The organism is Leptothoe spongobia TAU-MAC 1115 (assembly GCF_018739885.1).
In the GTDB taxonomy this organism is placed as follows: domain Bacteria; phylum Cyanobacteriota; class Cyanobacteriia; order Phormidesmidales; family Phormidesmidaceae; genus Leptothoe; species Leptothoe spongobia.
On the sequence record NZ_JADOES010000070.1, the window covers coordinates 1 to 12,824 of the forward strand.

Sequence of the window (12,824 nt, forward strand, 5' to 3'; positions counted from 1 at the left end):
TCTCTTTTCAGCTTAAATTCTTTCTGCTGAGTGCAGAGATAGAGACACCTGGAATATTTTTTTGTTAAAAGTCCAAAAATCAGAGCTAGTAGAGTACTTGCGCGAGTATAAGTATCAGGCCTCTTTCACCCATGTACAGTCTCTTTTGGCATATTTAAAGCTGGCTTAGAACGGTATGGATACCTTGTTAAAAATCGCTAGGTAGTGGTGTGGCTTCCCCCTCTAATGACCAGCCGCGCTGAGTGGCAATTTCTTCCAAGTCTTCAATGCGTGATTGGGTAAGAGGATGGGTCGATTGCCATTCCAGTAACTGAGTTACTGCACCCAAGTCCAATTCCCAATCGCTTAACCGCTCAAAAAAATCTAAGCTAGAGCCTAAGTGCCCGTAACGTTCCTGCATTATTTCGATGGCATAGACATCGGCCTTTTGCTCTTGATCACGACTATAGTGCAGGTCCGCCAAACTCATTGAACCCATCAAAAATGGGGGTAACTTAACACCGCTGGCAGCCAGAGTACTATTCAAACTTAGAAAAACTAGAGATCGACCTAGACTGCGGAGATTATCCCGATGTTCATAGTGACCAAGTTCATGGGCCAGCACAAAGGCGAGCTCATTTTCCGTTTCCACATCCTCTAGCAAGCCTGTGGTGACAAAGACATGGCCGCCAGCGGACACCATGGCATTAGGGAGAGGATCATCGAGAATATGGAGTTTCAGGTCGGGGCGTTGCTTTAAAGCATCACTGCGCAAGGATTCGGCAAGGGCGCGAGTATAGTCAAACTTAGGGCCCTCTTCGATTAGAGGCATGTTGGCAAAGATGCTTTCAAAAACTAGCTCTCCAACCCTACTCTCATTTTTGGGCCCTAACCGTGCTGCAATCTGAGCTCCGACCACACCTAGGCCTACATATACGGTCACCATTGCTGCTACCACGGTACCGAGCAAATAGCCAAAATTGACTAACGGATGAACCGGAGTGATGTTAACTTCATCGACTATTTCACGCGGAGTATATTTCATGCCGCTCTGGTATTACATTCATCTAGTTAAGGTGTTTGGCTTTAGCGAATACCAGTACCGTAGGCCATAATCTCAACGGCCCCCATCCCACCTTGGCTTTGACCCGCAATGTTAGACGTTTCAAAGCGCACGTTGAGTATCTGAGAAGCCCCCCATTCAATCGCGGATTCTTTCATCCGCAACATAGCTTCTCGACGCCCTCGATCAATCAAGGTTTCATAAACAGTGACACGACCACCTACCAGATTGCGCAAGCTAGCTGAAATCGTTTTGAAGTAATCGTTAGCAACCACCACACTGCCGACAAACATTTCCGCTTCATGGGCATAGGGAAGGTCTTGTTTGGCTCCCCAACTCATAATAGGGACATGGAGAGTGCCTTTTTCGCGTCGCTTAATGTCTTCGTAGTGTTGGCGTTCGCGACGGTTGCCGATAAAGTAGCCGACGCCGATCAAAATCAGAAAAACAAGAATATCCATGGTTTTACCTATGCTGTACCTGTAAGTGCCTGATTTCAGGCGCTGGCTTACTGAACTTTGACAGCAGTTCCGTAGGCAAAGAGCTCAGCTGCACCAGGTGCAACTGAAGAAGTTGCAAAGCGAATATTGATCACGGCATTGGCCCCCAGTTGTTCAGCTTGCATGACCATGCGGTTAACGGCTTCTTTGCGCGACTCTTGTAATAGTTCGGTATAGGCCTTGAGTTCACCACCAACGATATTTTTGAACCCTGCGAGGATATCTTTGCCCACATGTTTGGCGCGAATAGTACTACCCTGAACCAGGCCATAGTGCTCGATAATTTCTTTACCCGGTACACCTTCTAGATTGGTGAGGATCATGCTGGTATTACGGGCGATTGAGCGGGTCATCGCAAAGCTCCTATAAGTAGTTAGTGTGTCAGTTAAGTTCCTAGTTATCTATATCGCTAGCCTTGAGAAGGTAATTCATGCAGGGCTATAAGGCTTAGCAATACTTGTTGATAGATACACAGCGTAGATATGAATTCCGTTGTGCCAGTGTATGGACTATGAAACCATGGATATCTTTTGGAGGGAGACCTGCCTTTCCTTCTAAGCTATCCGGCCTGATTTTATCGTCTGCTCTAGAGTGCCCGTAGATTTATGAAGTTGCTTTATCTAAAATTTTTATGATTGAAAGATAAGGCTAATCCGCCAACATGCGGCTATTATCCAAACTGTCACAAAATGCACCCACACCAGTTTTACTGACATACAGGGCAACAGGGACTACTAAAAGATTTGGGCACTGGCTATTTTGGGTGAGGTGCTGAGCTAGACTAACCACTTGCTGTGCTGTCAGATCCGCCCGAAACTCTGGCAAACAGGCAATGTGTCGATAGCGTTTGGCAAAGCCTTCTAACCAACCCTCATTTTGCGTGGGTTCTAAACCTGCTTTAAGTGCCAACGATAGGGCTGCATCGTTGAGATCACCGTCGCAGTCTTCGATTTCTCGGAGCGATCGCAACGCTTCGGGATCATTAGCTAGTTGCTTAATCAGTTGGGTGATTTCAGTTAAGGGGATTGAAAGCATGGGGCAAGGAGGAATTGGGAAGGGGCAAAAGAGTCAGAGAGGCAGAGAAGGCAAAGGGGGATTGGCTGACTGACAAATTAGGAGCTGTCTTTTGGGGCCTATGGGGAGATTGAATTTTTGTCTGATGTTTTTTATGGGCAATGACGAAATTTTTACCCTGCTTGAGCCTGTTGGATAATGGCGTTAAACCAATTTTCAAAACGTTGGCCCAAGGCAGGTAATGAATATTTATTTTCTGCCTGCTGACGGCAGTAATGACGATCGATGCTGCCCAGCTGTTGGATGCCTTGCACTAGACCTTCAACGCTATCAGGTTCTACTAGCCAACCAGTTTTGCCATGCTCGATGATTTCAGCCGGGCCGCCACGCCGGTAGGCCACCACCGGGACACCACAAGCTAAGGCCTCAATGGCTACATTACCAAACGCTTCTACCCAACGGGGTGTCATTAGCAGGCCCTGACAACGACGAACGATTGTTTGTAGCTGTTGGGTGTTAACAAAACCTAGATAGTCAACTGGCGCATCTGGGTAGGAGGATTGAATCGTATTCCAGTAGTCTGTATTTTCAAGCTTACCGAGGATTTTCAGAGGAGTTTGGGTGTATTGTGCTGCAGCAACAGCATCTTCTAGTCCTTTTTCAGGGGAGATGCGACCCAGCCATACCAATTCGGATTCTGGAGTCTCGCAATAGATATATTGGCTGAGGTCAACGGCACTGCTTAGCAGTTGCCAGCTGAGACCTTGAGGAAAAGTGTCTATCTGGGCCTGGGTATAGGCCCCGAGGGTGCCTGGAAACTTTTCATGGAGCTGCGTGACAGCTTGGTCCATGATGCGACTGAGGGAGCCCATACTGACGAAGTGAGCAATGGGAACTTCAAAAAACGGGGTGAGGTAAAAGGGGAGCCAGTCGTAGGCAAAGTTCACAATCAGATCATAGTTATGCTGGACCTGACGGACATAGGCCCATTGGTTGGCCAAGACCGCATTATCCATCATGATGGCTGGAGTGTCTCGTCCTTGGGTATGAGCAGTGGGCTGAAGTATTCCAGGGATTTGGATTAGTCGTGCGCCTTCTATTTGAGAGCTTTCGGGGGCTGCGATTTCAATTTGATGTCCCCGTTGGGTCAGTGCTGTTACCAGGTTCACTACCGTGAGCTCAACGCCACCGCCTAACCCTGAGCCCAGGGGGCCAACAGGAGTGGATACAAATAATAATTTTAAGCACCGTGTCATGGCTATCGCATCGATTTAGCCCTATGACCCTACTATGAGTGCTACACGATCCACTAATCTGCTTCCTACTGTGCTGAAAAGCATTGGTAGCTGGGGTTTGATCCTATCCTAATTTTTCAGATTCTCTACCTCGTCGGTTAAGAGCTCTGATGGGGGGCGAGAGGCCTCTAAGGTGTTCGTCGTGTTCATAGAAGACTTAAGCTTAGGGGCTTCGCGGATGCGATTAAGCTGTTCTAGGGCCCATTCAGCAGTTCGACGCACTTCGGGATCTTCATCTTCGGTGGCATGACCTAGCATCTGGCTAATTTGAGTGACTAGGTCGTAGACGCGAGTCAAGTCACGAATCGCATTTTTACGGACGTCAGGATTATCGTCTTGGAGGGCAATGGCCAAGGCTCGATTCATCGGTTTCAAGGAACGAATACCAATCTCTGAAAGCGCTGCCAGAATCAAGCTTTTTTCCTTAGAGTCGGCATCCACCATACCATTTACCAAATGCTGGACGGCGGATGAATTACCTCGTTGACCCAATTCCCAAATGGCCTTGCGACGTTTGGCTGGATCGGCGACCTGTAGATTGGCGACGAGCTCATCCATGACGTTGACTTTGGCTAACCGGGTCGTTGCACTAACGTTGTTAGCTGTCGATAGTACCGATAAGCTTTCATTCTCTGGGTGAGTTTTGTGGATTACCAGGTCTGATGGTTGATCAATACCTGTGCCGTTGCCAGTGGTACGACCATTGAGGGATGTGTGAGCAAAATCTTGCTGTTCTGTTTGCGGAGCTGCATTAGAAACACCTCCCCAGGGTGACTCCTCTTCGGTCCCCGTGTTGGTCTTAACCCGCGTCGACAAGATAAAGCCAATGCCAAAACTGCCCAAGGCTGCAATGAGCGCTAAACCGAGCCACAATAGGTTGCCTAACCCTGGTGATTGTCGAGGCGAGTCTGCCTCGCTGATATTAGCCTCAGATGCATCAGGGTCTGAGGCTGTTTTTGGTATTGATGTACCTGTTTCAGGTGAAACCTCCTCGCCAATGTTGATTTCTTCGGTGGGAACATCCGCTGCATTGACCTGGATATCATCGTTTTGAGTTTTGTCTTGAGGATTTGCCGTGCCGCTATCCCCAATAGGCTCTGCAGTAACTTTGTCTACTTCCTCAGGTATTGTTGAGGTTTTATCAGGAACGGGATCGGGGGTAAGCAAACTAGGCGGTAGCGTCGACTGATTGCCTTCTTGGCCCCGTAAGACTCGAATGGCTTCTGCGGTAACGGGACCATAGATCCCGTCAATGGGACCGTTGTAATAACCCCGGTTTTTCAGTTCTTGCTGGATTGCCTTAATTTCTTTGATCTGCTGCTCGGATGGGATACTTTGCAGAGACGAACGGTTGGGTCCCCCAACATTTGGCGTAGTCTGGCCGGTATCGATAGCATAGTTCGGATCAACTACCGAAGACTGGGCGAAGAGCAAAGGACCGCTCTCGGCGCGCAGACTTTCCACAGGCAGTGTAAGGGCTGACAGACTGGTTAAAAATACTAGAGTAGAGCGCCAAATCATATTAGTTCAATATCCAGTACCTGCATCCTTATTAGTTCACTGTTTAGCTTGACTATGTCAGTGCATCAAATGGCAGATTCCTGCTAAATCTATAAAATACAAACTGATTGATGTTTGGAGAGCTTCCCTGCAATGCTTGGAAAGCAATATAACCTTTTAAGCCCTGACGCGACACCAAACATCAAACTGTTGCTTTGACTAAGTGAATAACGGCACAACGCAATACCATAACTGTACCCAAAATTAGGGTTCCCATGTGCAAAATACACTTGGTACATGGGTACTAATAGATCACAATGAGTTTGGACAGCTTGAAGCTAATAGTAACTCAAATAGCTGAGGGATATTAGTCCTGGTTTATCAAGACTTCTTGGTATAGAGGGAACTATATGAAGGCTAGATGTGCTTGCGCCTTGGTGGGAAATGATGGGTATCCAGTCTGACCAATCAGACTTCCTCGGGCGATGAGTCCACTGAACTATGAGAGTGCAACCAATTAGACAGCGTTTTTGATAATTTAGGATTGATCGTTTCGGCCATACCCATGATCGCTGGTCCTGCCAGAAACCTCATCAGCGACTTGGTCAGCATATCCCGCTGGTTGACTAAGTAAATACTGACTAAAGTAAACCCTACACCAGTCCATTGGATGGCTGTCAAATTCTCTGCTAGCAATGATGTACTAAATGTGAGGGCAAATACAGGAGTGAGGAATGTGAGGGCACTGAGACTAGTCAGATTGCCCTTAGATGCCAGATAGAAAAACACACCATAGGCGATGGCACTACCAAAGACTGTGGAATATAGGATGGCTAGCCATCCTGATGTAGTGATGCCCTGCCACTGTTGCACCTCGGTGTAAGTCGATAACCCCAACAAGGGCAATCCTCCAAAAATCATATGCCATCCTGTGGCAACGACTGGATCCACATGACGAGCGACGTAAGTAATCATCACTGTGCCCACAGCCATGGATAAGGCGGCTAGTAGCATAAGCCATTCACCATGGCCGAGCATTGTCGTGAGTAAATCCTGCTCTAAAGGGAAGAGGCCTATGGATGTTGCTGCCGAGCTTGGCCAGTTACCTGTAGACAGGCTTGTTGTCAGATTGGAAATCGTTTGTAGTATCCATTCATCGGGTAGGCCGAGCAGACTAATGCCTACGATACCTAATCCCAATCCTAGCCATCCCAACGGGCCGACAATTTCCTGAAATAAGAACCGAGCCATCAAGGCAACGGCAATCGGTTGAGAGTCGATCATGACCGAGCCCAGCCCGGCTCCTGTACGTTGCAATCCTTCCGCTAAAAATCCCTGAAATAGGGTGCCGTCGACTAGAGCAAATCCACCAATCCAGGCCCACCCTTGCCAACTTTGAGGGGGTTTACGTCCTAACAAGGCAGCGACGATTAGTACGAGTATCCCGGCTGGAACTAGACGTAGCGTGGCTAAAAATAGGGGTGTGGTGGTATCTAACACCCCTTTCATCGCCACCATGGCGGTACCCCATAGGAAAAAAGGAGCGATCAAAAGCAGGGCGGGAGTCTTGTCCTGGTTAAAAGGGGATGCCATGCAGCGGGGAATATATAAGCCTGAACGACTTTTGGTCGTATCATAAAGTAATGTTAAATTCTGATGGCGCTACCTGCCAAGCTGATTGTTCCATTTCTCTCCTTGATTAAACTCCAAGTGGCAATGGACGTTTATAGTAATCATTTGAACTTGCAGTTGTTTATTTAGTCGCTGTCTATGATTTGGCCATTCAAGCCACGTTTCCGTAAACAGATTGCCCGTATTGAAATTTCTGGGGCGATTGCGGGTGGAACCCGGAAGCGAGTATTGGAAGCCCTTGAAGAGGTCAAAGAAAAGAAGTTTCCAGCGTTACTGCTCCGTATTGATAGTCCCGGTGGCACCGTTGGTGACTCTCAAGAGATTTACAGTGCTCTTAAAAAGCTTCAAGACACTGTCAAAATTGTTGCGAGCTTTGGCAATATTTCTGCGTCGGGCGGTGTATATATCGGTATGGGCGCTCAGTACATTGTTACTAATCCAGGTACGATTACGGGCAGTATTGGCGTGATTTTGCGGGGTAACAACCTGGAGCGACTACTAGAGAAAATTGGGGTGTCATTTAAGGTGATCAAGTCTGGTCCCTACAAGGATATTTTGTCCTTTGATCGTGAGCTCACTCAGCCTGAGCAAACTATTTTGCAGGAGCTTATTGATGTGAGTTATGGCCAGTTTGTGTCAACGGTGGCGACAGCTCGTAATCTGGATGAAGATACGGTACGCGGATTTGCTGATGGGCGTATTTTTACAGGTGCTCAGGCCCTGGAACTAGGGGTGGTAGATCGGTTGGGGACGGAGGCTGATGCTAGACGTTGGGCCGCTGAATTAGTAGACCTGGATCCAGACAAGACTGAAATCTACACCATTGAAGAACGCAAGCCTTTTTGGAATAAGTTACTACCCGGAAATAATCAAAACCAAGCGATGGCTGCTTGGGTGAGTCCTCGGATTCTAAGTTGGTTAGAGTTTGAGCTGGCTTATCAGGGCACACCTCTATGGCTTTATCAGTCCTCTGGCACTACATTTCCTGGACCTTTTGGTAGATAATTTTAGGATATTTGTATTCCCAATTGGGTTAGATCCGTCAGTTCTTTTTGCTCGTAGTGATGTCATAACCCATTGGGGCAACGTTGTAGAACAGGCTAATCTATCTAAGGAGTTGGCATAGAGTTAGCCAAGCAATGTATGGGCCAAGGAATTTATGGAGGGCAACATGCAGCAAGGGGAAATAGGTGACTGGCGAGTACGAGCAATTAGAGGCGCGACCACCGTACCCGAAAATTCGGTTGCTGCAATGACAGAGGCGGTTACTGAGCTGCTAAATGCACTTGAGGCCAATAATTCGATTACGACAGATGCCATGATTAGCGTGACGTTTTCGGTGACCCCTGACTTGGATTCAATTTTTCCAGCTGCGATCGCACGACAACGTCCTAATTGGGACACGGTTCCCCTTCTGGATGTGCAGCATATGCACGTAGCAGGTAGTCTTCCAATGTGTATTCGTTTCTTGATCCATGCTTACATGACAATTCCCCAATCCGAGATTTATCATCCCTACCTAAGAGGCGCTAGCAGGTTAAGACCAGATTGGGCTAGCGTAACGGCATAAAACCCATGTAGGGGCGTCGCATGCAACGCCCCTACATGGGTTTAATCGTCCTTCTTGTGATGAAAACGGATGCCTAGAAAAATATCATAAACAAATCCCCAAAAATCCTTACGATGATGCAGTCCTAATGATTGAGGGGAGCCCTTTTCGTCCAGCAAAGGTTTCATGACTTCATAAGCAGGCTTGTACTTATACCAGGGGATTGAGGGCCATAGGTGATGAACGAGATGATAATTCTGCCCCATGATTAGTAGGTTTAGCAATCGACCAGGGTAGACTCGGGCATTTTTCCAGCGATTCTTCTCTTCAAAGGGGCGGTGGGGTAGGTAGTCAAAAAACAGCCCTAAGGCCACCCCTACGACTAAGGCAGGGGCAAACCAATAGTTAGCGAAGTAATCTAAAAAGCCAAAGTGATAAGCAGAATAAATCAAGGCTGCCACTGTCAGGCGACTTAAAAACCACTCAAGCAGCTCGTACTTCTTCCACAGCCGCCGCTGGAAAAAATAAATTTCATGGTAAAAAAAACGTGGTGCAATGAGCCACAATGGACCACAGGTAGAGACAAAATGATCAGGGTCGTTTTCTGGATCATTTACATTGGCGTGGTGCTGTAAATGTACACGTGTAAAGACAGGGAAGGTGAACCCTAGCATCAACGCACTGCCATGTCCCAAAACAGCATTGATAATGCGATTGCTGTGGGCAGAATTGTGGGAGGCATCATGAATAACTGTACCCACTAGGTGCAAAGCCACCGTGTTTAAAACAAAACAAATCCAATGGGGAAAGCTCCAGGAAAAATACCCAAATGTAGCAACAGTCACTAGTACAACCGCACCCACAAATGTAAGTAAATCTGGGCTGACACCACCGTCCGCGTCTAAAAGATCCTTGGGTACTCGTCTAAGTACCGTCGAAGGACGTGTTGCCACCGAAACCACAGTAATACTCCTTCACACCTATGTTTCGAAGTATACGCTACCTAGAGGGAATAATAAACTTTTGTGACGTTATCTCATTTATGCTTAATGTTTTCAGAGGTGGCGCAGAAGCATTATGTCCCAATTTTCGGAGCGAACCTCGACATGATACTATCCGGTGGTTTGTTAACACAGGTTCACATCCAAAAGCACTGGTTTTTCGTCGAGTAGAAAGACTGGATTTATATTCGGGTGTGATTTGACCAACTGACGGCTAACCCACGGACAGCACTATGCCACTGCGCCATGCCCTGCGGCGGACCAAAATTGTATCCACCATTGGTCCTGCAACTCAGGATCCTGCAACGATGAGATCGCTCATTGAGGCCGGTGCCACCACTCTGCGTCTCAACTTTTCCCATGGCACCCATGACGATCATCAACGCAGTATTCGGCTGATTCGCCAAATCTCCTTTGAATTGAACCAACCTGTTGGTATTTTGCAGGATTTACAGGGTCCCAAGATTCGTCTGGGCAAATTTGAAGAAGGTTCTATTCGCCTGAAAAATGGCGATACCTTTATTCTGACTAGCCGTCAGTTACCAGGGACTCAAACCATTAGTTCAGTTACCTATGGGCCCCTAGTCGAAGAAGTGCCCACGGGAGCCACCATTTTGCTGGACGATGGCAAGGTGGAGATGCGGGTAGCAAGTAAGGATATGGAGAAGCGTGAGCTCCATTGCGAAGTCGTCGTTGGTGGCAAGCTATCTAACAGTAAGGGAGTTAATTTCCCAGGCGTTTACTTGTCCATTAAGGCACTGACAGAGAAGGATAAAGTAGACCTCGCATTTGGCTTGGATCAAGGGGTTGATTGGGTAGCTTTGAGCTTTGTTCGTAATCCCCAAGACGTTTTAGAAATCAAAGAGATTATTGCTAACGCAGGTAAGCGAGTGCCTGTTATTGTCAAGATTGAAAAGCATGAAGCCATCGAGCAGATGGAGGCGATTTTATCGCTGTCTGATGGCGTCATGGTGGCACGTGGGGATCTTGGTGTAGAGCTGCCAGCCGAAGATGTACCTATTTTGCAGAAGCGATTGATTGCTACGGCTAATCGGTTGGGGATCCCCGTGATTACCGCCACTCAGATGTTGGATAGCATGGTCAGTAATCCTCGTCCAACGCGAGCGGAAGTTTCTGATGTTGCGAATGCTATTCTCGATGGCACCGATGCTGTCATGCTGTCGAATGAAACAGCTGTGGGCGAGTATCCGGTTGAAGCTGTAGCCACCATGGCTAAGATTGCTCGGCGTACTGAAAAAGAGCAGATTACTAAAAATTCCGATGCTGCTACCACCAGTCGTACAATTCCTAATGCCATTAGTCGAGCCGTAGGACAGATTGCATCACAGCTGGATGCTGCGGCCATTATGTCCTTGACTAAGACTGGTGCCACTGCCCGCAATGTTTCAAAGTTTCGCCCCCCCACCCCTATTCTGGCTGTAACCCCTCATGTGGAGGTGGCCCGCCGTTTACAACTGGTTTGGGGCGTTAAGCCTCTATTAGTCGTCGATTTGCCTTCTAGTAATCAAACTTTCCAATCAGCCGTCAACGTGGCTCAGGAGAAAGAACTTCTCCATGATGGTGATCTGGTGGTAATGACAGCAGGTACATTGCAGGGTGTTTCTGGTTCTACAGACTTGATCAAGGTGGAGCTGGTAACTGCTGTTTTGGGTCATGGCAAAGGGATTGGCGAGGGTATTGTAAGTGGTCGAGCCCGTGTAGTAGATAAGGCTTTAGCTGTCAGCAATTTTAACCCTGGTGAAATTCTGGTGGTCCCTAGTACTAGTGCTGACTATGTCGATATCATTCGTCATGCAGGGGGGATCGTTACTGAGGATCCTAACCATACGGGACATGCAGCTACACTGGGGCTGCGTCTTGGTATTCCTGTCTTGGTCGGAGTGGCTGATGCCACCAGCATTATCCGTGATGGCACCATTATTACCGTAGATGCCAAGCGAGGTGTTGTGAACTCCGGTGCAACTAATATGCCGCGAGAAATGACGATGGCTTACTAGTGTTTTAGCTTGAATATGATTGAGGCTCAACTGGAATCATGATTATGGCGCTCTGAATCCAGACCTGATGGCTTGTTATTGTCAAATAATGATTTCACTATAGCCCTAATTTTTGCTCCAGCTAACATAAGGCAGAGTTCCTGCTGTGGCTTTAATGTTCTGGGCATTCTGAAGTAACTGACCGCAGGCATCCCAAGTCCCGTTGAGGAACATTTGGCGGTTCCCATCTTTGATGGTGACTGATTTCCTCAGGTTTCCGCCGGAAATTGTGAGCCCTTCTAAATCTATAGTTAGTTCAGTGTCAGGGGCATCAGCAATCATTGCCTGAAGCTGCGCAATGGTCTCCGATGTTGCTGTCACGCAGGGCATGCCGATAGCAACGCAGTTACCTAGGAAAATCTCTGCAAAACTTTCCCCCACAATGCCGCTAATACCCCAGCGCATAATAGACTGTGGTGCATGTTCCCGAGATGAGCCACAGCCAAAATTGCTATTGACTACTAAGATTTTGGCATTTTGATATTGGGGTTGGTCAAAAGGATGGTTGCCATTCCCCTGATTTCGATCATCGGCAAATACGTTGTCCCCTAGACCGTTGAAAGTAACACAGCGCAGAAATCGAGCCGGAATGATGCGGTCGGTATCGATATCATTGCCAATTAAAGGAATGCCACGACCGCTGACCGACATGATTTGGGACGTTGCTTGAGCCATAAAACCTAGTCCTATTGTGTTACTGCACTGCTTATGGGCAGATGCCTATGTATACGATGTTACCAATTCCCTATGGTAGCTTGATACCAGCGTTTCTCATCACTCGCTTCCCTATGGCTAAAGTGTTTTCCGAGTTAGCTCCAGCTCATCAAGAATTTATTCAAAAGCAGCAGCTCTTTTTTGTTGCTACAGCCCCTTTGATAGCAGATGGTCATGTTAATGTCTCTCCTAAAGGATTGGACACGTTTCACATTTTGTCTCCTATCCGAGTGGCCTATTTAGATCTCACTGGTAGTGGTAATGAGACATCGGCCCATGTGTTGGAAAATGGTCGAATCACTTTGATGTTTTGTGGTTTTGAACGGCAGCCATTGATTCTACGACTATATGGCTCAGGGACTGTGGTCTTACCTGGTACGGAACATTGGACTGATTTAGCGTCCCATTTCGAAAACCTACCTGGAGCTCGACAGATAATCGTGGCAGCAATTCTCAGTATGAGATTTCAGCTAGTATCCACTGGGATTTCAAGCTCTAAGCCTTGAATCATGAACGTGAG

At 47.5% G+C, this 12,824-nt stretch carries 12 protein-coding genes and 1 pseudogene; 4 read left to right on the top strand and 9 right to left on the bottom strand.

The window, feature by feature from the left end:
* Nucleotides 1-187: 187 nt before the first annotated feature.
* The 7 genes from IXB50_RS21440 to IXB50_RS21470 form a co-directional block, all read right to left on the bottom strand.
* Nucleotides 188-1,024, bottom strand: coding sequence for a M48 family metallopeptidase (locus IXB50_RS21440; RefSeq protein WP_215611039.1), 837 nt, complete (start codon nt 1,022-1,024; stop codon nt 188-190).
* Between the two features lie 41 nt (nt 1,025-1,065).
* Nucleotides 1,066-1,503 (bottom strand): YbjQ family protein, encoded by a 438-nt coding sequence (locus tag IXB50_RS21445; RefSeq protein ID WP_215611040.1) that lies wholly within the window; start codon nt 1,501-1,503, stop codon nt 1,066-1,068.
* Nucleotides 1,504-1,550: 47 nt separating this feature from the next.
* Nucleotides 1,551-1,865: a YbjQ family protein gene (locus IXB50_RS21450; RefSeq protein WP_407658834.1), complete on the bottom strand. Its 315-nt coding sequence runs from the start codon at nt 1,863-1,865 to the stop codon at nt 1,551-1,553.
* A 325-nt stretch (nt 1,866-2,190) separates the two neighbouring features.
* Complete coding sequence (locus IXB50_RS21455; protein ID WP_215611042.1) at nt 2,191-2,577, bottom strand: hypothetical protein; 387 nt, start codon at nt 2,575-2,577, stop codon at nt 2,191-2,193.
* A 152-nt stretch (nt 2,578-2,729) separates the two neighbouring features.
* Nucleotides 2,730-3,812, bottom strand: coding sequence for a glycosyltransferase family 4 protein (locus IXB50_RS21460; RefSeq protein ID WP_215611043.1), 1,083 nt, complete (start codon nt 3,810-3,812; stop codon nt 2,730-2,732).
* Between the two features lie 108 nt (nt 3,813-3,920).
* Nucleotides 3,921-5,372, bottom strand: a complete 1,452-nt coding sequence (locus IXB50_RS21465) for a HEAT repeat domain-containing protein (protein WP_215611044.1) — start codon at nt 5,370-5,372, stop codon at nt 3,921-3,923.
* A 447-nt stretch (nt 5,373-5,819) separates the two neighbouring features.
* On the bottom strand, nt 5,820-6,944 hold the full coding sequence (locus IXB50_RS21470) for a DMT family transporter (protein ID WP_215611045.1): 1,125 nt from the start codon (nt 6,942-6,944) through the stop codon (nt 5,820-5,822).
* A 177-nt stretch (nt 6,945-7,121) separates the two neighbouring features.
* Between IXB50_RS21470 and sppA the strand changes: the two genes are divergently transcribed.
* Both sppA and aroH read left to right on the top strand, forming a co-directional pair.
* The gene (gene sppA / locus IXB50_RS21475) at nt 7,122-7,988 is read left to right on the top strand and encodes a signal peptide peptidase SppA (RefSeq protein WP_215611046.1); all 867 of its coding nucleotides are present in this window, start codon (nt 7,122-7,124) and stop codon (nt 7,986-7,988) included.
* Nucleotides 7,989-8,154: 166 nt separating this feature from the next.
* On the top strand, nt 8,155-8,553 hold the full coding sequence (aroH, locus tag IXB50_RS21480) for a chorismate mutase (RefSeq protein ID WP_215611047.1): 399 nt from the start codon (nt 8,155-8,157) through the stop codon (nt 8,551-8,553).
* A 41-nt stretch (nt 8,554-8,594) separates the two neighbouring features.
* Here the strand turns inward: aroH and crtR are convergent, their stop codons facing one another.
* Complete coding sequence (gene crtR / locus IXB50_RS21485; protein ID WP_215611048.1) at nt 8,595-9,494, bottom strand: beta-carotene hydroxylase; 900 nt, start codon at nt 9,492-9,494, stop codon at nt 8,595-8,597.
* 272 nt (nt 9,495-9,766) lie between these two features.
* Between crtR and pyk the strand changes: the two genes are divergently transcribed.
* On the top strand, nt 9,767-11,551 hold the full coding sequence (gene pyk, locus IXB50_RS21490; RefSeq protein WP_215611049.1) for a pyruvate kinase: 1,785 nt from the start codon (nt 9,767-9,769) through the stop codon (nt 11,549-11,551).
* Between the two features lie 105 nt (nt 11,552-11,656).
* Here the strand turns inward: pyk and leuD are convergent, their stop codons facing one another.
* Nucleotides 11,657-12,265: a 3-isopropylmalate dehydratase small subunit gene (gene leuD, locus IXB50_RS21495; RefSeq protein WP_215611050.1), complete on the bottom strand. Its 609-nt coding sequence runs from the start codon at nt 12,263-12,265 to the stop codon at nt 11,657-11,659.
* A 113-nt stretch (nt 12,266-12,378) separates the two neighbouring features.
* Between leuD and IXB50_RS21500 the strand changes: the two are divergent.
* Nucleotides 12,379-12,756, top strand: a pseudogene (locus IXB50_RS21500) (pyridoxamine 5'-phosphate oxidase family protein); the annotation flags it as partial.
* Nucleotides 12,757-12,824 lie beyond the last annotated feature (68 nt).

Bases quoted from the DNA above. Each gene is read 5' to 3' on its own strand.
- sppA (WP_215611046.1), top strand. From the start codon at position 7,122: ATGATTTGGCCATTCAAGCCACGTTTCCGTAAACAGATTGCCCGTATT.
- IXB50_RS21465 (WP_215611044.1), bottom strand. From the start codon at position 5,372: ATGATTTGGCGCTCTACTCTAGTATTTTTAACCAGTCTGTCAGCCCTT.
- pyk (WP_215611049.1), top strand. From the start codon at position 9,767: ATGCCACTGCGCCATGCCCTGCGGCGGACCAAAATTGTATCCACCATT.
- aroH (WP_215611047.1), top strand. From the start codon at position 8,155: ATGCAGCAAGGGGAAATAGGTGACTGGCGAGTACGAGCAATTAGAGGC.
- IXB50_RS21460 (WP_215611043.1), bottom strand. From the start codon at position 3,812: ATGACACGGTGCTTAAAATTATTATTTGTATCCACTCCTGTTGGCCCC.
- IXB50_RS21470 (WP_215611045.1), bottom strand. From the start codon at position 6,944: ATGGCATCCCCTTTTAACCAGGACAAGACTCCCGCCCTGCTTTTGATC.
- IXB50_RS21440 (WP_215611039.1), bottom strand. From the start codon at position 1,024: ATGAAATATACTCCGCGTGAAATAGTCGATGAAGTTAACATCACTCCG.
- IXB50_RS21450 (WP_407658834.1), bottom strand. From the start codon at position 1,865: ATGATCCTCACCAATCTAGAAGGTGTACCGGGTAAAGAAATTATCGAG.
- IXB50_RS21445 (WP_215611040.1), bottom strand. From the start codon at position 1,503: ATGGATATTCTTGTTTTTCTGATTTTGATCGGCGTCGGCTACTTTATC.
- leuD (WP_215611050.1), bottom strand. From the start codon at position 12,265: ATGGCTCAAGCAACGTCCCAAATCATGTCGGTCAGCGGTCGTGGCATT.
- IXB50_RS21455 (WP_215611042.1), bottom strand. From the start codon at position 2,577: ATGCTTTCAATCCCCTTAACTGAAATCACCCAACTGATTAAGCAACTA.